Annotated in this window: 21 protein-coding genes; 11 read left to right on the top strand and 10 right to left on the bottom strand. The window is 64.6% G+C overall.

All coding sequences use genetic code 11. The features are described 5' to 3' along the window. Positions 1-41: 41 nt before the first annotated feature. From R2834_15825 to R2834_15805, 5 genes are all read right to left on the bottom strand, one after another. On the bottom strand, positions 42-1,013 hold the full coding sequence (locus tag R2834_15825; protein MEZ4701807.1) for a cysteine synthase family protein: 972 nt from the start codon (positions 1,011-1,013) through the stop codon (positions 42-44). A gap of 395 nt (positions 1,014-1,408) precedes the next feature. Continuing rightward, positions 1,409-1,786, bottom strand: a complete 378-nt coding sequence (locus R2834_15820) for a rhodanese-like domain-containing protein (protein ID MEZ4701806.1) — start codon at positions 1,784-1,786, stop codon at positions 1,409-1,411. A gap of 80 nt (positions 1,787-1,866) precedes the next feature. Next, positions 1,867-2,757, bottom strand: coding sequence for a sterol desaturase family protein (locus tag R2834_15815; GenBank protein ID MEZ4701805.1), 891 nt, complete (start codon positions 2,755-2,757; stop codon positions 1,867-1,869). A gap of 115 nt (positions 2,758-2,872) precedes the next feature. Continuing rightward, positions 2,873-3,082 (bottom strand): DUF2892 domain-containing protein, encoded by a 210-nt coding sequence (locus R2834_15810; protein ID MEZ4701804.1) that lies wholly within the window; start codon positions 3,080-3,082, stop codon positions 2,873-2,875. Between the two features lie 222 nt (positions 3,083-3,304). Then, on the bottom strand, positions 3,305-3,991 hold the full coding sequence (locus R2834_15805; protein MEZ4701803.1) for a Crp/Fnr family transcriptional regulator: 687 nt from the start codon (positions 3,989-3,991) through the stop codon (positions 3,305-3,307). A 185-nt stretch (positions 3,992-4,176) separates the two neighbouring features. On the opposite strand from R2834_15805, the gene R2834_15800 reads away from it, so the two are divergent. The 5 genes from R2834_15800 (at position 4,177) to R2834_15780 (ending at position 9,527) form a co-directional block, all read left to right on the top strand. Next, positions 4,177-4,503, top strand: a complete 327-nt coding sequence (locus tag R2834_15800; protein ID MEZ4701802.1) for an HPF/RaiA family ribosome-associated protein — start codon at positions 4,177-4,179, stop codon at positions 4,501-4,503. 298 nt (positions 4,504-4,801) lie between these two features. Then, positions 4,802-5,425 (top strand): TetR/AcrR family transcriptional regulator, encoded by a 624-nt coding sequence (locus tag R2834_15795; protein ID MEZ4701801.1) that lies wholly within the window; start codon positions 4,802-4,804, stop codon positions 5,423-5,425. Further along, positions 5,422-6,795, top strand: coding sequence for a TolC family protein (locus R2834_15790; protein MEZ4701800.1), 1,374 nt, complete (start codon positions 5,422-5,424; stop codon positions 6,793-6,795). Before R2834_15795 ends, R2834_15790 begins: the two co-directional genes overlap by 4 nt. A 12-nt stretch (positions 6,796-6,807) precedes the next feature. Continuing rightward, positions 6,808-7,917 (top strand): HlyD family secretion protein, encoded by a 1,110-nt coding sequence (locus R2834_15785; protein ID MEZ4701799.1) that lies wholly within the window; start codon positions 6,808-6,810, stop codon positions 7,915-7,917. 29 nt (positions 7,918-7,946) lie between these two features. Next, positions 7,947-9,527 (top strand): DHA2 family efflux MFS transporter permease subunit, encoded by a 1,581-nt coding sequence (locus tag R2834_15780; protein MEZ4701798.1) that lies wholly within the window; start codon positions 7,947-7,949, stop codon positions 9,525-9,527. A gap of 99 nt (positions 9,528-9,626) precedes the next feature. Here the strand turns inward: R2834_15780 and R2834_15775 are convergent, their stop codons facing one another. After that, complete coding sequence (locus R2834_15775) at positions 9,627-10,004, bottom strand: sulfite exporter TauE/SafE family protein (protein ID MEZ4701797.1); 378 nt, start codon at positions 10,002-10,004, stop codon at positions 9,627-9,629. A 228-nt stretch (positions 10,005-10,232) separates the two neighbouring features. Here R2834_15775 and R2834_15770 point away from each other — a divergent pair, with 228 nt between their 5' ends. Then, on the top strand, positions 10,233-11,531 hold the full coding sequence (locus R2834_15770; GenBank protein MEZ4701796.1) for a Xaa-Pro peptidase family protein: 1,299 nt from the start codon (positions 10,233-10,235) through the stop codon (positions 11,529-11,531). A 9-nt stretch (positions 11,532-11,540) separates the two neighbouring features. Here the strand turns inward: R2834_15770 and R2834_15765 are convergent, their stop codons facing one another. Beyond that, positions 11,541-11,900, bottom strand: a complete 360-nt coding sequence (locus R2834_15765) for a hypothetical protein (GenBank protein ID MEZ4701795.1) — start codon at positions 11,898-11,900, stop codon at positions 11,541-11,543. Positions 11,901-12,026: 126 nt separating this feature from the next. Then, positions 12,027-13,382 (bottom strand): aspartate kinase, encoded by a 1,356-nt coding sequence (locus R2834_15760; protein ID MEZ4701794.1) that lies wholly within the window; start codon positions 13,380-13,382, stop codon positions 12,027-12,029. Between the two features lie 257 nt (positions 13,383-13,639). Between R2834_15760 and R2834_15755 the strand changes: the two genes are divergently transcribed. The 3 genes from R2834_15755 to R2834_15745 all read left to right on the top strand — a co-directional run bounded on the left by R2834_15755 (position 13,640) and on the right by R2834_15745 (position 18,381). Continuing rightward, positions 13,640-14,158, top strand: coding sequence for a hypothetical protein (locus R2834_15755; GenBank protein ID MEZ4701793.1), 519 nt, complete (start codon positions 13,640-13,642; stop codon positions 14,156-14,158). A 105-nt stretch (positions 14,159-14,263) separates the two neighbouring features. Next, complete coding sequence (locus tag R2834_15750; protein MEZ4701792.1) at positions 14,264-17,008, top strand: DUF2339 domain-containing protein; 2,745 nt, start codon at positions 14,264-14,266, stop codon at positions 17,006-17,008. Further along, on the top strand, positions 17,008-18,381 hold the full coding sequence (locus tag R2834_15745; GenBank protein ID MEZ4701791.1) for a DUF3999 domain-containing protein: 1,374 nt from the start codon (positions 17,008-17,010) through the stop codon (positions 18,379-18,381). Before R2834_15750 ends, R2834_15745 begins: the two co-directional genes overlap by 1 nt. Positions 18,382-18,404: 23 nt before the next feature. Here R2834_15745 and R2834_15740 read toward each other — a convergent pair whose 3' ends face one another. Beyond that, positions 18,405-19,454 (bottom strand): OmpA family protein, encoded by a 1,050-nt coding sequence (locus R2834_15740; protein ID MEZ4701790.1) that lies wholly within the window; start codon positions 19,452-19,454, stop codon positions 18,405-18,407. 47 nt (positions 19,455-19,501) lie between these two features. Further along, positions 19,502-20,029: a hypothetical protein gene (locus R2834_15735; protein ID MEZ4701789.1), complete on the bottom strand. Its 528-nt coding sequence runs from the start codon at positions 20,027-20,029 to the stop codon at positions 19,502-19,504. A gap of 153 nt (positions 20,030-20,182) precedes the next feature. Between R2834_15735 and R2834_15730 the strand changes: the two genes are divergently transcribed. Together R2834_15730 and R2834_15725 are read left to right on the top strand one after the other, a co-directional pair. Next, entirely contained in the window at positions 20,183-20,797 is a 615-nt protein-coding gene (locus R2834_15730; protein ID MEZ4701788.1) for a sigma-70 family RNA polymerase sigma factor, read from the top strand. 58 nt (positions 20,798-20,855) lie between these two features. Further along, a partial coding sequence (locus tag R2834_15725) for a serine/threonine-protein kinase (GenBank protein ID MEZ4701787.1) occupies positions 20,856-22,032 on the top strand: 1,177 nt, incomplete at its 3' end.

The raw sequence follows: 22,032 nt of genomic DNA, 5'->3' as shown, positions 1-22,032 counted from the left end.
GGCAGCCGGCTGTCTCAGGAGATGGGGCGGTGGGGTAGCGTCTATACCCAGAAGGACTGGCTGAGGTAGCGGTTGCCGCTGTCGCACAGGATGGTCACTACCGTGCCTTCGGTCAACTGCTGGGCGAGCTTGATCGAGGCCGCCACGTTGGCGCCGGCCGAGATCCCGACGAGGAGCCCTTCCTCGCGCGCCAGCCGGCGCGTCATCTCGAACGCCTCATCGTTGCTGCACCGCAGGTCCAGATCGGAGAGGCTCGCGTCGTAGATGCCGGGCACGAGGGCCGTTTCCATGTGGCGCAGGCCTTTCAGCACGTGATGCGGATTGTCCGGCTGCAGGGCGGAGCACACGATGGCGCTGTTATACGCCTTGAGCCGCCGCGTGGCGCCCACGAAGGTGCCCGTCGTCCCGACGCCGGCGACAAAATGCGTCACCCGGCCGTGGGTTTGTTCGATGATCTCGTGCCCGGTGCCGGCGTAGTGCGCGCGCCAGTTGGCGTCGTTGTTGTACTGGTCCGCATAAAAATACCCATCCGCATCCTCGGCCAGCTTGTCCCGCACGTAACATTGCGCGCCGTCCGAACCCAGCGCCGGATCCGTGAGGGTGAGCCGGGCGCCGTACGACTGGAGCGTTTGCTTGCGTTCTTCCGAGGCGTTCTCCGGCATGGCGATTTCGACCGGGATGCCGAGCGCGGCGCCGATCATCGCATAGGAGATGCCGGTGTTGCCGCTGGTCGAATCGATGAGCGTCTTGCCCGGGTGCAACTCGCCCGAGCGGATGGCCTCGACGATGATCTGCAGCGCCGTGCGATCCTTGACGGACCCGCTCGGGTTGAGGTGTTCGGCTTTGGCGTAGACCGCCACGCGCTCCGGCAGCCCTTCGGTCACTTTGCGCAACCGGATGAGCGGTGTATTACCGATATGGGAGATGGGGGGAAGTTGCGTGCACGTCAGCAACGACGTTGCAGCCGACACCGGGGCGATGACGTCCGTGGTGTGATCAGGCAAAGCAGACATAACCGAGCGAGACACGTTCATACCTCCCATCGATGCTGAAGGGTATAAAGAATCAGGGTATCTGACGGAACGATTCTTTCTCAGCGCAAAATATAGAGCGAAGTGTTCAGGAGTCAAAAGGCGCTCGCTCGACGGAAGCCGGCGGACCGGCGCGGGTGGGGGAGCCCCGTCGATCGCCGCCGTGCATTCGTGCAAAATCAGCGCTTTTCGCCCGCATCCGACCGAAGCGAACCGAATGCACGGCCCCTGACAACATCCCTCTTCTCATCATTCGGCATGCCGCCAGGACGCGCGTCAGGGCGGAAAATCGCGCAAAAAGAACGATCCGGACTCCGAGCATTGCCGCCAAGATAGCGCATCTACTGTTAAGACTCCGCAAAAAGCTACGGAGCGCCTCAACTCGACAGCGGCAGGCCGGCGTCGCGCCATCCCGTGATCTGTCCCTTCAGCACGTACACCTGCTCGAACCCGACCAACTGGAGCACGAACGACGCGATGCACGCGCGGGGGCCGTGGCCGCAATAGACGACCACCGGCTTGTCCGGCGCGATCGCCAGTTCGTCGTACCGGGTGAGCAGGACGTGGAGGGGGATGCTGATGGCGTTGGGGATGTGCCCGCGGGCGTACTCGTACCCGGTGCGCACATCGATGAGCGTCGGGGACGACTCCGAGCGGAGCGCCCCGTCGAGCATGGCCGGCGTGACCGTGAGGGCCGTACCGCGCCAGTAGATGACCAGCGCGAGGCCAGCACATAGCAGGGCAAGCGTTAGCACAAACAAACGCCTGCGGGTAAGCACGGTGGTGACGCGCAGAACCCGAAATATCCTTGATCGCATAGGGTGATGAGCCGCACCTAGCGTTTCTTGCCGGTGCGTCGCAACGGGAGGCCGTGCAGATTTTGAGAGACGAATGTTTTGGGGAAGGACTCCAGTCCTTCGAATCCTAGCTCGATGTCTCTCCCGTCATGGGGGATGTAGTCCGTTTTAAATAAATAGTCCCAGACACTGAGAGTCAAGCCGAAATTGACGCCGGTGGCGTGCGCCTCCGGCCAGACCCGCGCGTGGTGCCAGATGTGCATCTGCGGGTTGTTCAGAATATACTTCAGCGGCCCCAGCCTCAGCTTGAAGTTGGAATGATTAAAATGCCCGACGACCAGCGTGAAGATGTGCACCACGAAGAAGTCGTCGATCCCGAACCCGATCATGCCCAGCGGGATGTACTCGATCACCCGGTACACCACGTTCTCCATCCAGTGAAACCGAAGATGCGCCGCGAAGCCCATCTCCTCCACGGAATGGTGCACCTTGTGGAATTCCCAGAGCCACGGGACGCTGTGCAGCAGGCGGTGCACGTTCCACTGGATGAAATCGCGCACGACGAACAGGGTGAACAACTGACCCCATACAGGCCAGCTATCCAGGTGGATCGCCACGATATTCCGGATCCCGAAGAGCCCCAGCGCATCGTTGAAGAGCTCGACGAACAGCTGGGAAGCGGCGTTGTAGACGATCAGCGAAAAGAAGAAAAAATTAAAGAACATGTAGAAGAAATCGAGCCAGAAATCCTTCCGGAAACGGGCCTGATCCTTCCGCCAGGGGCGCACGATCTCCACCAGAAAAAACACGGCCGACACGCCGATCAGCCAGTAGAAGTAGTTCGTCCAGTGCGGATGGGTGATTTCATACCAGAGGTAGCGCGCGTAGCCGGCGTACCCCTCCGCGATAAGATCCAGATAATGTTGCATGCACACGTTATGGCTGCGCGGTCCGCGACGCGCGGGGCCCGGAGTCCGGCATGGATTCCGGCCCGGCGCGCGTCACGGACCGCAGCGCGTCCATCGAAAAGCCCGTCAGCCGGCGTCAGGCTACTTCCTTGCCGCGGGTCGACAATCCGAAGGGCAGATAAAGCGGGCACGTGCTGACCAGGCTCGTCAGCAGAAAAACGATGGCCAGGATGCCCAGAATGATCGCCGGGGTGCCGGTGATCTGGTTCGTGAAGTACAGAATGCCGATGACGACGGCCACGACGACCCGGACGGCACGATCGATGGTTCCCATATTCTTTTTCATGGCGGTTACCTCAAGGATTGCGTTTGGTGGGTGTGTCAGGAAAGGAGAAAGACGAGACCGGCGATGAGGCCGACGCAGATCAGGCAGACCAGCGCCAGTTTACCCAGGGTTACCCATGTCTCGCGTTTCATGGCTTGACGTCTTTACGACCAGGCTCTTTCGTGATTGCTGGTCTAAACTAAACCCTTTCCACCCGGAATGTCCGTGACAAAGTCACAAGGACTACATTTTTTGCGCGCGCCGGCGCAATCCCTGCCGATCCGCCAGATGGATGACGCCCCGTTCGAGCTCGACCAGCCCGTCCAGCTGAAACTCCTTGAGCAGCCGGCTGACCACCTCGCGCGAGCTGCCGAGTTCCGTGGCGATCGCTTCGTGCGTCATCGCCACCCGGTCCTCGCCGGCCTCTGTGAGAAAAGTGGCCAGGCGGGCATCGAGCCGGCGGAAGACCACCTCCTCCACGACATTGATGATGCTCGACAACCGCTGGGCGAACAGGTCGAAAACGAACATGCGCCACGCGCTGTATTCGTCGATCCACGAACGAAAGACCGGGGCTGGCACGAGAAATCCCTCGACGGACGTCTCGGCGATCGCAAAAGCCGGGAACGCGATCCGGTTCAGGATGCACGACGCGGTCAGGACGCAGCTCTCGCCGGCCTCGATGCGGTACAAGGTAATTTCGCGGCCGGCGTCGCTGGCCTTGTATACCCGCGCGCGCCCTTCGAGCACGAACGGCAGAAACGTGCATTGATTCCCCTCGAGACAGATAAAATCACCGGGGGCGAGCCGTTTTCGAATGCCCTGGCTCACCAGGGCATCCAGCAGTCCGTCGGCGGCATCCTTCAGAAAAGGAAATCGCTCGACGAGCAGGGCGTCGAGGGGAACGGATTCATCGGTTGGTCCGTGCATAATAAGGTCGTTGTCGCTCACGGGCGGTAAAGATACAATGTACATGTTTCCCCTACGTCACCCGTAGTGAAAGCTTCCTATGCGACCGATACCCTGCGTATCGTATCCTGGCATCAGGCCCCGTCGCACAACGAGGCGAATGCCTCGTCGTTTTTGCTGCACATCAAATCCAAGAGGAGTAAGATATGGGCATCACGATTCAGACGGTCGGCATGCGACTGACCGAGAACCTGCGTACGTACGCCACCGAGAAGATAGAGGATACCCTCCGGTTCTTTGGCAAAACCAACCCGGAGACGATTCGGATCGACCTGCTCCTTTCCCGGCACGAGGAAAAAGGGCAGATCTTCCGCGCCAAAGCCAACATTACGGTACCTGGAGATCACTTTTTCCTCGAAGAAGAAGCCGATGACATCAATGTCGCGGTATCCCGTCTCAAACAATCGATCACCAAACGCGCCAGACGATGGCGCGAACGGCTGATGGATCGCCACCAGAAGACGACGACCTGATCGAGGCGACTCCCCCCTGAGGGCCTGTGAGAGACCTTCGAAAGATGACGCAAACGCATCTTTTGGAGGTCTCTTTTTTTGTACTCGCAACAGGAAGCGCTACCTGCACAGGCAATTCATCCAATCACCCGCCGAAGCCGGATCCCATCCATCCGAGTATCGTATTGCACCCCTACTGACCGAGGAGTCAGTAACTGACCTCGCGCACTCCGGCGCGCCCGACATCGGGATGCCGGCAGCGCCGATTATCATCACCGGGGCGGGACATATCCCGCATCCCTTTTCCACCCGCCGCCTCATGGAACCCGCACCGCGAACACGCCGCCGCCGGCCCAACGATCGCCCGGACGAGATTCTCGATGCAGCGTTGTGCGAGTTCGGCGCGTGCGGGCTCGCCGGCGCCCGCGTTTCGGACATCGCGGCGAGGGCCGGGGTGGCGAAGGGAACGATTTACCTGTACTTCAAGACGAAGAGCGATCTGGTGCGCGGCGTCGTCCTGCGGACCGTCGAAGAGGCCGTCGCATCGCTCCGGGAAGCGGCGGTGGGCGACACCCCGCGGGACCGGCTCGTAGCCCTCCTGCCCGCGCTCTGGGCGTTCTTCTGTTCGGCACAATTCCACACCGTCAGCCGGCTGATCTACGCCGAACTGAACGATTACCCGGATCTGACACAGTTCTACAGCCAGGAAATCGCCGGAAAGATCTCTTCGGTCATCGCCGGCCTCATCGACGAGGGGGTGAAGGAAGGGCAGTTCAGGACGCTCGACCCGGGCGTGGCGGCCCGGATGCTGCTCGCCCTCTGCGTCAAGCACGCGATGTGGCTGAGCCGTCCAGACCTGTACCTGCACCTGGCCAGCCAGCCACCCTCCAGCGTCCTCGACGACATCCAGGAATTCTTTTTCGCGGCAATAGAGCGCACATGAGCTTTCGATTCTTCGCTTTCGTTCGGCAGCGCGCCGGCCTGATCGCCGGCCTGGCCCTCATGGTGTTTGGCTTCGTCGACCCGGCGGGCGCGCAGGGAGCCGACACCCTGACGTTGAGCCTCGGCGAGGCCGCCCGGATGGCGGCCGAGAACACCCTCGACGTCAAGGCGGCGGCGTATCGCGTCGACCAGCGCATCGCGCGGTTCGATCAGGCCCGCGCCGGCCTGTATCCGCGCGTGTCGGCCGAGATCGGGGAGACAGCGCGGACCTTCAACACCGCCTCCTTCGGCCTCAGCTTTCCCTCCGTCGCCGACCAGCCCCCGCTGTTCGACCCCGACGGTGAGGTCCACGGCCCGGTCTACCTCCTTGACGTGCGCGCGAGGCTCCAGGCGGATCTGATCAACGTCGCCCGGTGGCGCCGGATCGAGGAAGCGAATACGGGGATCGAAACGGCGCGCAGCGCCGCCGCGCTCGTCGCCGAAGAATCCGCTGTCCGGGCCGCCGTGGTCTATGTCGCGGCGGCGGAGGCCGTAGCGCTCCGCCGCGCCCGCGAAACGGACCGGGCGAATGCGGAGGAAGGGCTTCACGTGGCCCGGCGGCAGCTCGAGGCAGGTGTCGCGCTGGCGCTGGACGTTACGCGCGCCGAAGTGCGGCTCGCCACGGTCAACGCCCAGCTCGTGGCCGCGGCCAACAACGAGCGGCAGACCCGGCTGGATCTCCAGCGGGCGCTCGGCCTGCCGGCGGAGGCGACGTTCGCCTTCCGGCTGACGGAAAACGCGATGGCGGCGCTGCCGGCGGACACGGTGGCCGGGTTCGACACCGCCCTCGCCAGACGGGCCGATCTGGCGGCTGCCCGACAACATGAAACGGCGATCAACGCCTCGATCGCCTCCATCAAGGCCGAGCGGTACCCGTCGCTCCGCGTCGTCGCCGACGAAGGCCTGATCGGCCTCCGGCCGGCCGCCCTGCTGAACACGTACGACCTGGGCATCTCGCTGGTGGTGCCCGTCTTCGACGGCTTTAACGTCCGCCATCGTATCGAGGAGCAGCAGGCGGCGCTGCGCGAAGCACAAACGAACCGGGAAGAGCTGCAGGACGCCATCCGATTTGCCCTCCGCAAGGCCCAGTTCACCGTCGCGAACGCCGAGGACCAGCTCATGGCGGCGCAGATCCGGCTGAACCTCGCCGAACAGGAAATCCACCAGGCCCAGCGCCAGTTCGAAACGGGGATCGCCAGCAACGCCGACCTCATCGCCGCCTCGCTGGGGCTGGGGGACGCCCGTACGCAACTCGTGGCCGCACAGACGAACCTGGAAACGGCGCACCTGCGCCTCGCCGTCATCCAGGGCACGCTTACCGACTTACCCTGACGTAATCCGAACATGGAAGCACCATCTACCACAACGCCCGCACCGGTCGAATCTACGGAGTATAACGCGACGTCTTCACCCGGCAGAAAAGCCCCGCTTCGCCGGATGGTCTGGGTGGTGATCGCCCTGGCCGGCGCGGTCGCCGGCCTCGGGTGGGGCTATCAGAAGTGGCACTATGCGGTCCGCCACGTCTCCACCGATGACGCCCAGATCGAGGGACACATCGTCCCGGTGCTGGCCAAGGTCGGCGGCTACGTCAAAGCCGTGAACGTCCAGAACAACCAGGAGGTCGACCGCGATGCGCCGCTGGTCGTGCTGGACGATGTCGAACTCCAGACGACACTGGCCGGGGCGACCGCCGCGCTGGCGGAAGCCGAGATCGTCGCGCACGGGCGCAGCCAGACCGACGTCGTGCGCGTGCAGCGGCAGTCGGAAGCCCTGGAGGCGCAGATCGCCGCGGCGCGGGCCAACGCGGAGCGCGCGGATCGCGACCTGGAACGGTACAAGGCCCTGGCGGCGGAGCAAATGGTGTCGCAACTCCAGCTGGATGCCGCCAGCGCCGCCGCGACATCGGCCCATGCGACGGTGCGGGCGCTCGAGCAGCAGGAAGCCGCGTCGCAGGCCGAGATCGCTTCGGCCGAATCGTCCGTCCGGCTGGCCGGCGCCCGGCTGGCGGTGGCGCAGGCGCGGCGCGATGCCGCCGCCCTGGAGCTGGAATACGCCCACGTGACCGCGCCGGCGCGGGGTATCGTGGCGAAGAAATCGGTGGAAGTCGGCCAGCTCCTGCAACCCGGGCAGCCGCTGATGGCCATCGTTTCGGACACCGACGTCTGGGTGACCGCGCATTTCAAGGAGACCGATCTGGCGCAGCTCACGCCGGGGCAGTCGGTCGACATCGAGCTGGACGCCTACCCCGAGTGCACGGCACGCGGCGAGATCGAGAGCATCAGCCCGGCGACGGGCGCGACGTTCGCGCTCCTGCCTCCGGACAACGCCACCGGCAACTATACGAAGGTCGTCCAGCGCGTCTCCACCCGCATTCGGATCGTCGACGGCTGCGGTCCGGCGCAGCCCCTGCGGCCGGGGCTCTCCGCCGTCGTCCACGTTCAAACCGCCGAATAAACGTGGCCCAACGGCATCCTACCGGAACCATGCGCCCGCCGGCGCCGCTGCAGGCCGGCCTCGATGAGCGCTACAAAAATCGCTACATCATCGCCGCCGCCGTATCCCTGGCCGCGATGATGCAGGTCATCGACTCGTCGATCGTCAACGTCGCGATTCCCAGCATGATGGGCAACCTGGGCGTTTCGCTCGACGAGATCTCGCTGGTGTCGACGAGCTACATCGTGGCGAGCGTCATCGTGATCCCGATGACCGGATGGCTGGCCTCCTTTTTCGGACGCAAGCAGTACTTCGCCGGCAGCATCCTGCTCTTCACCATCGCCTCGTTTCTCTGCGGCACGGCCGACACGCTGGGCACGCTCGTCTTCTGGCGCATCATCCAGGGCATCGGCGGAGGCGCGCTGATGGCGACGTCGCAGGCCATCCTCTACGAATCCTTCCCCAGGGAAGAGACGGGCACGGCCATGGCGTTTTTTGGACTCGGGATCATGGTCGGCCCCACACTCGGGCCCACCCTGGGGGGATGGATCACCGACAACTACACGTGGCCGTGGATCTTTTACATCAACATCCCCTTCGGCATCCTGGCCTGCGCGATGATCGTCGCCTACGTCCACGACAACACGGAAGACGTGCCGACGCGGACGATCGATTTGCCGGGCATCGCCCTGCTGATCCTCAGCGTGGGGATGCTCCAGTTCGTGCTCGAGCGGGGCGACCAGTACGACTGGTTCGAATCCCGGCTCATCGTGGGGATGACGGCGGCCACGATCGTGGCGACGGCGCTCCTCGTCTGGCGCGAATTGACGGCCGAGGCGCCGGTCATCGATTTCAGCATCCTGAAAAACACCCAGTTCACCGCCGGCACCATTCTCGGCATCGTCGTCGGCGCCGGCCTGATGGGGTCGGTGTTCATTCTGCCGGTCTACTTCCAGCAGATCCTTCACCTGACGGCCCTGCAGACCGGCGTCCTCATCCTCCCCGGCGCCCTGGCGACCGCGTTCGCCATGCTGTTCGTCGGCCGCCTCAGTCGGGTGGTGGATAATCGCCTCCTCATCGTCGTCGGCTCCTTCCTGTTCGCGGGCTCGATGTGGCAGCTCTCGAAGATGACGGCGCAGAGCGGCGCCGGCGATTTTTTCTGGCCGCTGCTCTACCGCGGTTTCGGACTGGGCCTGGTGTTCGTTCCGATGACCAACCTGACGCTCAGCGACGTGAACCGGCGGGATCTCGGCCAGGCCTCGGGTCTCTATAATTTTTTCCGGCAGATGGGAGGCTCGCTCAGCATCGCCGTCATGGCATCGTCCCTGGTGCGCATCACCATCCAGAACAAGGCCGTGCTCTCCACGCACCTCTCCGGCTACGACGTCGCCACGCGGACGCGGCTGGATGCGCTCGTCCACCGGATGGTCGCCCAGGGAACGGACGCGGCCACCGCGAAGCAGCAGGCCCTGACGATCCTGGATCGGATCCTGACGCAACAGGCGTACGTGCTCGCCTTCAGCCACATCTATCTCGTGAGCGGGCTCATCCTCATCGCCTCGCTGCCGCTGCTGCTGCTCTTCAAGACGGGCCGGCCCGGCGCCTCACCCCATGCGGCCCCCGCGGAATAAGACCGGGCGCCGGCCTAAAGAAAAGGGGCGGGAGTTTGGCTCCCGCCCCTGGCTGCAAGCACCTTGTCCAGGTGAACAACGCGCCGATGGCGAAAGAGGTTATAAGATGAGCGTACCTTCTTTCGTTTCATTGTGCGTCGCTTCCATCAGCGCGCGTACTTCACGGAAGTGCCACTCGATGTTACCCAGCGTCCACACAATCGCGCCAAGCGACAGGATGCCGATTGCCCCAATGAGCATCCATACCCAGGCCTGCCATTCCGCTTCTCCGATCGACATCACGACCAGCAGCATCAAGAACATACCGACACCCATGATGCCGAATCCGACAATGCGTGCGATGTTGTAGGTGCTGCCAGCAGCAGTAAAGTGTCCGAGTGATGCATGCTTCGACATATCCTGCCGCCTCCTGTACGGCGGACTGTTGATGCAGGTAACTGCTAGATAGATACGGCGCAATCGGGCCTGCGCGCGCAAGGCGGCGCCCGCTTGTGCCATCCGGCAAGCCCCTCCCCGCCTGTAGGGGAAAACCGCTCCCGCAGGGAGGGTCAGGGTTCAAGGTTTAAGGTTCAGGGTTCAAGGTTTAAGGTTCGAGCTCCCTGGATGAGCGCAGGGCGTCCTCCCTTAAACCTTAAACCTCAAACCTTGAACCTTCAGCCCTTTCCGTATATTGAGGCGTTCTCACCGGAATCCGCGACAGAAACCATGATATCCAGACGAGCCTTTATCGGCGCGGCATCGACCTCGGGCGCCGCCCTCGCCCTCGCCGGCTGCGTGACGCCCACCCGGGCTTCCGCCACCGACCTTCCGCCGGCCATCGAGGCCCTGACCTCCATGAAGGATCAGGCCCGGCCCATCACCGTAGCGGAGCGCGCAGGCCGGATCGAGCGGGCGCGGCAGCTCATGACTTCCGAACGCATCGACGCGATCGTGCTGGCCGGCGGGACGTCGCTTTCCTATTTCACGGGGATCCGCTGGGGCAACAGCGAACGCCTCTTCGCGCTGGTGCTGCCCCGGACGGGGCGCGCCTTCGTCGTGTGCCCGTCGTTCGAGGAAGACCGGGCCATGGAGCAGATCGACATGGGCCCGCTCAAGGGCACCGCCGACGTGCTCACCTGGTACGAACACGAAGACCCGTACGCCCTCGTGGCGCGCGGACTCGCGGAGCGGGGCATGCGCACCGGCCGGCTGGGGGTGGAGGAAACGGTACGCTTCGTCTTCAGCGACGGCATCCGGCACGCCGCCCCGCCAATCGAGATCACGAGCGCCACGCCGGTGACCGCCGGCTGCCGCGGCGTCAAAGATGCGCACGAACTGGAACTGATGCGCCTCGCGTCGGCGGTGACGCTGAAAGCCTACGAAGCCGCCTACCTGTCGCTCGAAGAGGGCATGACGCAGGACGATTTTCGCCGGCTGGTATCCCAGGCCCACGACCGCCTCGGCTTCTCCGGCGGCGCCGATGTGCAGGTCGGCGAATATTCCGCCCTCCCGCACGGCTCGCGCACCCCGCAGACGATCCGGGAAGGATCGATCCTGCTCATCGACGGCGGCTGCACGGTGGAAGGGTACCAGTCGGACCTGAGCCGCACGTTTGTCCTCGGCAAGCCGACCGACAAGATGAAGCAGGTATTCGACATCGAGTTGCGCGCCCAGACGGCCGCCTGGCGCGCGGCGCGTCCCGGCGTCGAGGCGCAGGCCGTCGATGCCGCAGCCCGGAAGGTGATCGAGGACGCCGGCTACGGACCCGGCTACACCTATTTCACCCACCGCGTCGGTCACGGTATCGGAATGGACGGGCACGAATGGCCCTACCTGGTGAAAGGCAACACGCTGCTGCTGCAACCGGGGATGACCTTCAGCGACGAACCCGGCATCTACATCCCCGGCGAATTCGGCGTCCGCCTCGAGGACGACATGGTCATCACGGAAGCGGGCGCCGAGCTGATGACGCCGCAGAGCCCGTCGCTCGAAGATCCGTTCGGGCCCGCGCCCGACGGGATGTAAGCGCCGCCCTCAGTTGGCGCGGGTGACGATCGGGAGGACGCGGTGCATGAAGGCGCCGTCGAGGCTGTAACGGAGCGTCTGGCCTTCGATGGCAAACCAGGTGATGAGCGTGTGGCGGTAGTAGGACGTCTCGTCCGATCGGACGGCGGATACCCGCATGAGGCTGTTGAGGACATCCTTCACCGCCTCGACCGCGCCGGCCTCGCAATCGTTCGCCAGGTTGACCCGCTCGCAGAGCTCCGTCACGGCGATCGCATGCTCGCGCTCGAGAAAGGTGAACTGGCCGGCGTGGATCATGAGCGCCATCCACACATTGCCCTGACGGGGACTCAACGCCGTGCTGAGCTTATACCCGGTCGAATGGAGCAAACTACTGAGCTGTACTGGATCCATCTCCAAGCTGGCGTTAGAGTTACAACGACGGCCTAAGGTAAGGATTCAAGTCCACTCGCGCACCATTCGCCGCGAAAAAAAGCAAAAGGTTCATGCCGGGGGTCAATCCGGGAAAAACTCGCTGTACAGCGCGCGTACGGCGGCGTCCATGTCGTCGTTTTTCACGCCGAACATCATGCTCACTTCGCTGGAGCCCTGGTTGATGATCTCAATGTTGACGTTGGCGCGCCGGAACGCCGCGCCGGCGCGGGCGGTGATGCCGATCGAATGCCGCATGCCTTCGCCCACCAGCATGATGAGGGCCAGCCCCCGCTCGACCGACACGTCGTCGGCCTCCAGCTGATTCCGGAGGGTATCCACGACGCGGGACTCGACGTCGACCGGAAACAGCGACTCGCGCAGGATGACCGACATGTCGTCGATCCCCGACGGCGCGTGTTCATAGCTGATCCCCTCATCCTCGAATACCTGCAGGACGCGCCGGCCAAAACCGACCTGCCGGTTCATCAGGTATTTGCTGATGTACACGCTACAGAACCCTTTCATCGCCGCAATGCCTACCACGGGCCGGCCCGGTTCGATGTCGCGCGCGCCCACGACGAACGTGCCGGGCGCGGAAGGGTTGTTCGTGTTTCGGATGTTCACGGGGATACGCTTCAGGAATACAGGCGCGAGCGCCTCGTCGTGAAAGACAGAGAAGCCGGAATACGACAGCTCCCGCATTTCGCGGTAGGTGAGGGTCGATATGGGCTCCGGATCGTCGATCACTCGCGGGTTGGCTGCCAGGACCGAGTCGACGTCGGTAAAGTTTTCATAGACATCGGCATCGACCGCGGCGGCGAGAATGGCGCCGGTGATGTCCGATCCGCCCCGGGGAAACGTCACGACCTGGCCGGAGGGCGCGTAGCCGAAGAAGCCCGGAAAGATGGTGACGCCGGCCCGCTCGCGCAGGGCGTGCAGCCGGGGATAGGCCTCCGGGAGCACGCGGGCGTTTCCGGCCTCGTCGGACAGCAGCATGCCGGCGTCGCCCGGGTTTACATAATGGGCCTCCACGCCGCACACCCGGAGGCATTCCGCCACCAGGCGCGCGCTGTTGTCCTCGCCGGCGGCCTTCATCGCGTCCATGAAATAGCCCGGAGACGGATAGGCGCCGTTCAGCCGCGCCTCGAGATCCGCCTGGATGGCCCGCACCACCGTAGCCGGCGCCCCGCAGGCCTCCGCGATCGCCGCATACCGCCCGACGATCTCCTCCAGGATCGCTTCCCATCCCGCGCGCGCCTCCCAGGCCCGGGCGAGCCGAATCAGCAGGTCGGTTACCTTGATGTCGCCGCTGAAGCGCGCCCCCGGCGCGGAGACGACAACGAGGCGACGGTCTGTATCGGAACGCACGATGGCGCAGACTTTTTGGACCTGCTCAGCCGTGGCCAGTGAACTGCCGCCGAACTTGGCTACCTTCATGGGACGCCCCGCACCTGCTGCCGTGAGAAAAGGGAACCTTCATTGTACATGCGCAAGAAGAAAGATTTCTGCGACTTGTTTGAAGTTTAGAAAAATGAAAGCGCTTCCTATCCGCGAAACGGGGCCATGCGACTGGCAAAAACACGCCATTTCCTGTCACATCCGCGCCAACGCGTAAACGTCATACCCCCTGGCGCAACCGGTGCGCCCAAATGATCGAAGTTGTCTGGCGTTCCTTTCATCCACCGAGCACAGCCATGAACAGCACCCGATTGATTCCCGCCGGCGCCCTTTTCGGACTCCTTTTTCTGATGGGCTGCTACACCTCGCCCGTCCCGATCGCCCCGCTCGACGAAGCGCCCCGCATCGGGGGGCTCGCCGGCACATGGATCGGGCTGGCGGCCGGCGCGGATGCACCGGACGAAACGCCGCCCCACATGACCATCTCGACCCGGGATTCCATCCAGTTCTCCATCGTCGTGACCTCGGCCGATCTCGACGGGGATCAGGAAACCTACCGCTTCCAGGCCTATGCCACGAAGCTGGCCGGCGACTACTACGGCAACCTGAAAATCCTCTCGGAAGACGACGACGAATACCTGATCGTCCGCTTCGCCTTTACGGACGACCGCACGCTGCGCGCCGAACTGGTAACCGACGACCTGATGGACGACAACCCGTCGACCAGCGCCGCGCTTCGCGCTTTTCTTCTGCGCAACGCGGGCAACCCCGCGCTTTATGACGACGACGTGATGTACTTTGCGCGACAGGAATGAGGGCTTTGCGTCGACCGGTTGCGGGCTATCGGCCGGCAGCCGGAAGGCCCCTGAAGCTCTTTTGCATGCGCCCCCATTCGCTCATCGGACCAGACCTACGTTTCCATGCGTTGGATCCTCATGCTACTGGGCGCATTTGCGGGCGCCGCGATCCTTGACGAAGAAGGCATCCTCCTCGGCGCCTTTCTAGGTTACCTGCTGCACGATCAACTCGATCTGCGCCGCCGGCTCAAGGAGGTCGAACAGCGCCTGGCCGGCCGGCTGGAGGTCCCCGTGGCGGAACGCCCCGCCACCGAACGACTGGATGCGCCGCCGCCCATCCCCGCCGCAGTCGAGACGCCCGAACCCGTCGAAGTCGTCCAGTCGTCCGACGAGCCGGCGCCTGTCTTCGTGCCGTTCGATCCCGAGCCGGCGCCCGATGCACCGCCCAGGGTGCGCAAGCCGACGATCCTCGACGAGGGCATCGCCGCGGCGCGGCGGTTCCTGTTCGGGGGCAACGTCATCGTGCGCGCCGGCGTCATCGTCCTCTTCTTCGCGCTGTCATTTCTGGTCAAGCTGGCCATCGACAACGACGTCTTCCCGATCGAGCTGCGGCTGGCCGCCGTCGCGGCGGTGGGCATCGGCCTGATCGGCGCCGGCTGGCGCTTCAAGGCGCTGCGCCGGGGCTACGGGCTGTCGCTCCAGGGCGGGGGCCTCGCCGTCCTGTATCTCACCATCTACACCGCCTTCAAGGTGTATGGCCTGATCGATCCCGGCATCGCGCTGCTGCTACTGCTGGTCACCGCGTTGCTCGGCGCCGCCATCGCCATCCTGGAGGACAGCGAAGGCCTCGCCGTCATCGGTTTCCTGGGCGGTTTCCTGGCCCCGGTGCTGGCCTCGACCGGCTCGGGCGATCACGTGATGCTGTTTGGCTTTTATGCCGTGCTCAACGCCGGCCTGTTCGCCATCGCCTGGTTCAAACCCTGGCGCTGGCTGAACCGGGTGGGTTTCTACAGCACGTTCGGCATCGGGGCCGTGTGGGGCGGATTGAGTTACCGGCCGGAGCTTTTCGCCTCCACCGAACCGTTCCTGATCGGCTTCTTTCTCTGCTACTTCGCCCTGTCGATCCTGTACGCCACGCGGCAGCGGCGAGAAGGGCGTCCGCCGATCGACGGCACGCTGGTCTTCGCCCTGCCCGTGGTGGCCTTCACCCTGCAGAGCGCGCTCGTCGAGTCGATCCCGTACGGACTCGCCTGGAGCTCGCTCATCCTGGGCGGCTTCTACACCGTGGCCGCTTGGCTGGTCTATCAGCGCGCTCCGGAGTTGCTCCGACTGATGGTCGAGTCCTTCGCCGCCATCGCGCTGGGGCTCCTCACGATGACCCTGCCGTTCGCGCTGGACGCGTCGTGGACGGGCGCCGGCTGGGCGCTCGAAGGGGCGGCGCTGGTATGGCTCGGATGCCGGCAAAACCAGCTGCGGCTCCGCATCTTCGGGGTGCTCCTGCAGCTCGCAGCCGGCCTCTTCCTGTTCCAGGCGCTGGACGAGTTATCGTACGACCAGCGGCACGCACTCCTGAGCGTCCTCAACCCGATGGTCACCGGCTTCGCCTCGCTGAGCGCCGCCGCGTTTTTCACCGCCTTCCAGATCCACCGGCGCAGCGATCGGTCCGCGACCTGGGAGCGGACGCTCGAACCGCTCTTTCTGGCGATCGGCGTGGCGTGGCTGGCGGGCGGCGGACTGTTCGAGATCACGCGCCTCTTCAGCAACAAACCGGCGATCGACGCAGGCGTCGCCTTCCTGGCGCTGTCTTCGCTTGCCCTCTTCGCGGTGGGCGCGCGGCTGTCGTGGCGCGGCATGCGACTCGCCGCCCTGTACCCGCTGCCGCTGTATTACCTGGCCTTCCTGCCGCTGCTTTTTGCCGATCATCCGCTGAAAGGCTACGGGCTGGCGGTCTGGGCGGTGGCATTCGCCATCGAATACCTGGTGCTGCATCGGACGGAACGCGACCAGCCGGCGTGGTTGACGCGCGCCTATCATGCCGGCGCGCTCTGGCACCTGCTGCTTGTCGTCACCTGGTCGTGCGGCATGTGGATGGAAAACCTGTCGGGCTCGGGCCGTTCCGCGTGGACGCTGCTCGGGCTGATGCTCCCGACGCTCGCCGCCGCGCTGCTTGCGCTGCGCGGCCTTCGAGCCGGCTGGTGGCCTTTTGCCCCGCATCGCCGCACGTACCTGCTCTTCGCGCTGGGCCTGCCGCTCCTGGCGCTCTGGATCGGATCGATCCTCAGCATCGGACGTGAGGCCGCCGCATCGCCGCTGCCCTACGTCCCGCTGCTGAACCCGCTCGACCTCGTGCTCGGCTTCACGGTCGTCGCCGCCATCGCGTGGTACCGGGAAGCGCGCGCGGATATATCCCTGCTGGCCGGCCCGGACGTGCGCCGTGGGCTCATCTGGGTCCTGGCCTTCACCATATTCCTCTGGCTGAACGCCACCATCGCACGCACCGTGCACTTCTGGGCCGGCGTGTCGTATGATCCGGACACGCTCGCGGCTTCCGGGCTGTTTCAGACCGCGTTGTCCATCTGCTGGACGCTCATCGCCGTCACGGCGATGGCGTGGGCGCACCGCAGCCGGAACCGGGCCGTGTGGTTTGCCTCCGGCGCCCTGCTCGCCCTCGTGGTCGTCAAGCTGTTTGTGGTGGATCTGTCGTCGTTGACCATGATGATGAAGGTCATCTCGTTCATGGTCGTCGGCGTGCTGCTGCTGATCATCGGCTATATCGCCCCGGTACCGCCGGCGCGCGACGACGACGCCGGCAGCGCCACGGCCCCCGACACGCCCCCGCTTCCCGTTCAACCCAACGACTCGATCTGATGAAACGTTTTCGCTCGATCGTCCCGGGAGCGGCCGCCGTCCTGTGCTTGCTGGCCGGTCTGCCGCCTCGGGCGCACGGTCAGGACATCACCCCCGCGCGCTTCGCCTACGGGATCGTGATCGACACCGTCGGCACCAGCCCGGTGCAGCGCTTCGTCCTGCCGGACACCGTCTACACCATCGCCACCCGCGCCGACCTGGGCGACATCCGGCTGTTCAACAGCGACGGCGAGCCGCTCGCCTATGCCATCGAAAACATGGGCGCGGAGGCCGAGCCGCCGCCGGACCGTGTCGCGCTCCCCTTTTTCCCGCTTTACCGGATCACGGGAGAGGACGCCGGCGACGTGCAGGTCGAAGTCCGCCGCACCGCATCGGGGACGCTCGTACGCGTCGACGGACGGCCGGCGACGCCCGACCCGGCCGTCACGGCGTTTGTCGTCGACGCGAGCGCGCTGGACAAGCCGGTGAACGCGATCACGCTGGCGTGGGAGGATACCGCCGACGATTTCCTGGTCGAGGCCTACGTGGAGACGAGCGAGGACCTGAACCGGTGGCAGCCGTGGGGCGACGCCGCGACCGTCGCCCAGCTGCGCCGGATGGGGAGCGTGTTGCTGCGGGACGAGCTGAAGCTGCCGGCGCGGGATGCGCGCTACTACCGCATCCGGTTCCGCGGGGCGCCCCCGCCCATCAGCCGCATCGCCGCAACGCTCACGGCGGACGATCCGCCTCCGGTGCGTCGCTGGCTCCATCTGACCACCCTGCAGACCGACCGCGGCGTGTTCGACGCCGAGCAAAACGGCGTATACCCCGTCGATCGCGTCCGCGTCACGTTCGACAAACCCAACACGCTGGCGCGGATCCGCATCGAGTCCGCCGCGAGTCCGGACGGCCCCTGGCGCCGGCATTATTCGGGAACGGCGTACCGCATCGAAGAGAATGGGCAGACCCTCGAGTCACCCGAGATCCCCATCCGGCTCACGCACAACCGATACTGGCGGGTCGTGGCCGGCCAGGGCGCCGAGGGCGATCCCTCGCTCCACCCGATCGTCGTGCTCGGCTGGTCGCCGTCGCGCGTCCTGTTTCTGACCCGCGGAGCGCCGCCCTATACCCTGGCCTTCGGCAACGGCGAAATCGGGCCGGCGGCCTTTGCGGCCAGCGACATCAGCCGGCTGACCTCGACCGCCCAACTGGAGGACGCGCGGCCCGGAGCGATCCGGGCGCTCGGCGGGGAGAGCCGGCTTCGAAAGCCGATGGATGTCGACTGGAAAACCGTGCTGCTCTGGGCCGCCCTGGCATTCGGCGTGGCCGTGCTCGGCGCCCTCGCGCTGAGCCTGACGCGACAGGTCCAGCGCGATCGGGACGCCGGCGCTTAACTACGCGAGCTGGCCGACCAGACCTATAGCCGGTGCAATTCGACCCGCCGGTTCTGTTGCCGGCCTTCCGCCGTATCGTTGCCGGCGACAGGCTGCTCCGCACCGAGACCCGCAGACTCCAGACGCGAGGCGTCGACGCCGCGTTTTCCCACGAGCCAGGCCTTCACCGCTGCCGCGCGGCGCTCGGACAGGGGTTTGTTGTGGGTCGCCGAACCCGTGTCGTCGGTATGGCCTTCGATGCGCAGCCGAAGCTCAGGATGCTGCTCGAGCATGGCGGCGATATCCATCAGTGTTGGGGTGGACTCCGGCCGAATCCGGTCGCTGTCGGTATCGAACAGAATGCCTTTGGTGATCACCTTGCCGGTGGCGCTGAGCTGGTCATAAAGGATAGCACGTCCGCCTTCCGCGATGCGGATGTCGTCGACAAACAGATCGTCCCCATCGTACGGATACATACTCAGGTAGAAGGCGAGGCCGTTACCGCGCGGGAAATCGACCTGTGGGATGTTCGCCACCCGCGTTTCATCCACATACATTTTCCAGTACGGGCCATCGACCGCGATGCGCACATTCACCCAGTCCTCCACCAGAAACGCCGGAGGCATGCCGCGGGTCGATTTCGGCCCTTCGGCATATTTCCCCACGGTCAATCCTGTCGCCTGTGAGCCCACGAGGGCAGCGAGCGTCTTGCCCGGCGAGCGGCCCGCGCCTTTCTCCTCCGTCGAATACATCATCACGAACGAGCGAGCGTCGGTAGCGTGCACGCGAAATTCCACAGTGAATCTGGCGGGTAACGCCTCCTCCAGCGGAACGACAAACCGGCCCGTATTCCGGGTTCGGAGCGCCTGGTTGCCATCGGGCAACCGAACGATATCCATCTCCCCTTCGAGATAGGTCATCCTGTCCGGAAAATTACCGACGTAGGCCGCGTCGAAGTCGTGGTAGGCGAGCACGCGATGACCGGGCACGAAATCGTAGTTCGCCCAGAGGCCCTCACCGACATCCTGGGCGGCGAGAACACCCGGCGTAAACAGGATGGCGAGGGTCATCACGGATACGACAAATTGGCGCATGGTATCTGAGAGTCCAGGTTTCGTGAACGGAGCGGGAGAGGCGTCGATCAGGGGTTCACGACGGCGATCCCTACCGCCGCAAAATTCCCGGTGACGGTGACCGTGCCGGGCTGCGTGGGCAGCAAGCTGGTCGCCGTAAAGCTGATCGTTCCCTCCATGCGGTTATTGTCCGACTTTGACAGCGTAAGGGTACCGCCGCTCGACACGAAGACCTGGCCCCCGGTATAGTAGGTGGCGATAAACTCGTCGGGCCCCAGTTCGCCTGTTGACGTGTCGAACGTGGCGATGGGGTGCGTCCCGGCTCCGGGCTGGCTCCCCTGCCGTGTAATCGCGACGTATTCGGAGCCGGCATTCCCGAAACTGAGCCCAAACCCCGAAACCCCCGTCGATGGATCGGTGGCGGCGCCGAACTGGGCAATCGGACCGGTCAGGGTGCGGGATACATCGCCGGAAACCGTGAACTCGTACGAACCCAGCTGATTTTCGGGATCCGTGGCGTCATCGGCTGAATCGCAGCCGGCGAACACGGCTAGCAGAAGGAGGAGCGTGAGCGGATAGGTCGGATTGTAGTTCATAACAGGTCAAATCAGGATAGGATGGATGGAGAACGAACCGCCTGTTGGCCGGCGGTTCACGAGGGGAAGCGACCTTTCTCCGCGATGTGGCTCAAAAGGCGTTAAATTTTTTGAGGGGTACCGCGTATCTTCCGGACACGCCGCCCCGTTTCGATGATTTACGCCATAGTCTGGCCGATGCCCACTTCATCACGCGAAGTAACAGCCCTTCTCATCCGTTGGCGCGAAGGCGAACCGGAGGCCTTCGATCGGTTGATGCCGCTGGTCTATGACGAATTGCAACGCCTCGCCCACGTCTACCTGCGACACGAACGTGCCCAGCATACCCTGAACACCACGGCCCTCGTGCACGAGGCGTATCTTAGCCTGCTCGGACAGGAAGCGACGCCGTGGCAGAACCGGACCCATTTCTTTGCCGTCGCCGCGCGCGCGATGCGCCATATCCTGATCGATTACGCGCGGCGGCGCAACCGCGCCAAGCGCGGCGGTGGACAGTTCAACCTGACGCTGGAAGAAAACGTGCTTGTATCCGAGGATCATCTGGAGGACCTCCTTGCGCTCGACCAGGCGATGACGCAGCTCGAAACGGTCGACGCGAGGCTCTGCCGCATCGTGGAATGCCGGTACTTCGGAGGTCTAACGATTGCTGAGACGGCCGAGGCCCTGGCGCTCTCGCCGGCCACGGTCAAACGGGACTGGAATCTGGGCAAGGCCTGGTTGCACCGGGCGCTTTTTGGAGAGTCCGCCCGAAAAACACCCGATCCATGAGCCTGTCCGGCCTAAAATGCCGCATATGCCATGGCACCACCTTCCGCCATGCCATCTCATGAACGACTCCACACGATGGGACCATCTCAAGGCGCTTTTCGAGGACGTCTGCGCCCTGACCGCCGCCGAGCGCCCCGCGTTCATGGCCCGAATCGACGATGAGGCCCTGCGAGCCGAGGTGTACTCGCTCGTCCAGGCCCTCGATGCAGACCCCTCATTTCTTGAGGAACCGATCGACGCGGACACCTTCTATCTGGCCCTCGACCAACAGGCGATGGACGCGCCGGGAGACCGGATCGGCCCCTATACCCTGGTGCGTATCCTCGGATCGGGCGGGATGGGGACCGTTTACCTGGCCGAGCGCACCGACGGGCAATTTAGCCGGCATGTGGCCCTCAAGCTGGCCCGTCCCGGCGACCTCCGCCGCGACCGGCTCGATCATCTTTTCCACGAGCGCCAGGTTCTGGCCTCGCTTCAGCACCCGAACATCGCGCGTCTGTTCGATGGCGGCGTGGCGCCGGACGGGCGGCCGTTCCTCGCGATGGAATACGTTCGGGGCCTTCCCATCGACCGCTACTGCGATCGCCAAAACCTCACGCTGACGCAGCGCATCACCCTCTTTCGATCCGTCTGCGCCGCCGTTCAGCATGCGCACCAGAATCTGGTCATACACCGCGATCTCAAACCCTCGAACATCCTCGTCGATGCGTCGGGGGAGGTCAAGCTGCTGGACTTCGGCATCGCGAAACTGCTGGACGACCCCCAGAGGTCGCACCAGGGACCTGTGACGCGCACCGGCGCGCGTCTGATGACGCTGGAATACGCCAGTCCCGAGCAGGTCCTCGGCCAAACCATAACCACAGCTTCCGATGTGTACGCGCTCGGCATCCTGCTGTACGAACTGCTCGCCGGCGTGCGCCCGTATAACCTCACCGCCCTGTCGCCAACGCAGATCGAAGCGGCCATCTGCGAACACGATCCACCGCGGCCGAGCATGCGACCCGAACTACCCGAACGCGCCCAACGCCTCCTGCGGGGCGATCTGGACGTCATCGTCATGAACGCGCTGCGCAAACAGCCGGAACGCCGCTATGCCTCACCAGCGCATTTGAGCGAGGACCTCCTGCGGTTCACGCGCAAGTTGCCGATTTCGGCACGGCCGGACACGTTCAGCTACCGGGCGTCGACGTTCGTCCGACGGCATCGCGCGGCCGTGCTGGCTACCGCGCTGACCC

This window comes from Rhodothermales bacterium, assembly GCA_041391505.1.
Classification (GTDB): domain Bacteria; phylum Bacteroidota; class Rhodothermia; order Rhodothermales; family JAHQVL01; genus JAWKNW01.
Note: the sequence above shows the minus strand (reverse complement) of the source record. Positions and strands in the feature narration are given on the sequence as shown.

Coding starts and splice junctions, on each gene's coding strand:
- R2834_15825 (MEZ4701807.1), bottom strand. CDS start 1,013: ATGTCTGCTTTGCCTGATCACACCACGGACGTCATCGCCCCGGTGTCG.
- R2834_15815 (MEZ4701805.1), bottom strand. CDS start 2,757: ATGCAACATTATCTGGATCTTATCGCGGAGGGGTACGCCGGCTACGCG.
- R2834_15810 (MEZ4701804.1), bottom strand. CDS start 3,082: ATGAAAAAGAATATGGGAACCATCGATCGTGCCGTCCGGGTCGTCGTG.
- R2834_15805 (MEZ4701803.1), bottom strand. CDS start 3,991: ATGCACGGACCAACCGATGAATCCGTTCCCCTCGACGCCCTGCTCGTC.
- R2834_15800 (MEZ4701802.1), top strand. CDS start 4,177: ATGGGCATCACGATTCAGACGGTCGGCATGCGACTGACCGAGAACCTG.
- R2834_15795 (MEZ4701801.1), top strand. CDS start 4,802: ATGGAACCCGCACCGCGAACACGCCGCCGCCGGCCCAACGATCGCCCG.
- R2834_15790 (MEZ4701800.1), top strand. CDS start 5,422: ATGAGCTTTCGATTCTTCGCTTTCGTTCGGCAGCGCGCCGGCCTGATC.
- R2834_15785 (MEZ4701799.1), top strand. CDS start 6,808: ATGGAAGCACCATCTACCACAACGCCCGCACCGGTCGAATCTACGGAG.
- R2834_15780 (MEZ4701798.1), top strand. CDS start 7,947: ATGCGCCCGCCGGCGCCGCTGCAGGCCGGCCTCGATGAGCGCTACAAA.
- R2834_15770 (MEZ4701796.1), top strand. CDS start 10,233: ATGATATCCAGACGAGCCTTTATCGGCGCGGCATCGACCTCGGGCGCC.
- R2834_15760 (MEZ4701794.1), bottom strand. CDS start 13,382: ATGAAGGTAGCCAAGTTCGGCGGCAGTTCACTGGCCACGGCTGAGCAG.
- R2834_15755 (MEZ4701793.1), top strand. CDS start 13,640: ATGAACAGCACCCGATTGATTCCCGCCGGCGCCCTTTTCGGACTCCTT.
- R2834_15750 (MEZ4701792.1), top strand. CDS start 14,264: ATGCGTTGGATCCTCATGCTACTGGGCGCATTTGCGGGCGCCGCGATC.
- R2834_15745 (MEZ4701791.1), top strand. CDS start 17,008: ATGAAACGTTTTCGCTCGATCGTCCCGGGAGCGGCCGCCGTCCTGTGC.
- R2834_15740 (MEZ4701790.1), bottom strand. CDS start 19,454: ATGCGCCAATTTGTCGTATCCGTGATGACCCTCGCCATCCTGTTTACG.
- R2834_15735 (MEZ4701789.1), bottom strand. CDS start 20,029: ATGAACTACAATCCGACCTATCCGCTCACGCTCCTCCTTCTGCTAGCC.
- R2834_15730 (MEZ4701788.1), top strand. CDS start 20,183: ATGATTTACGCCATAGTCTGGCCGATGCCCACTTCATCACGCGAAGTA.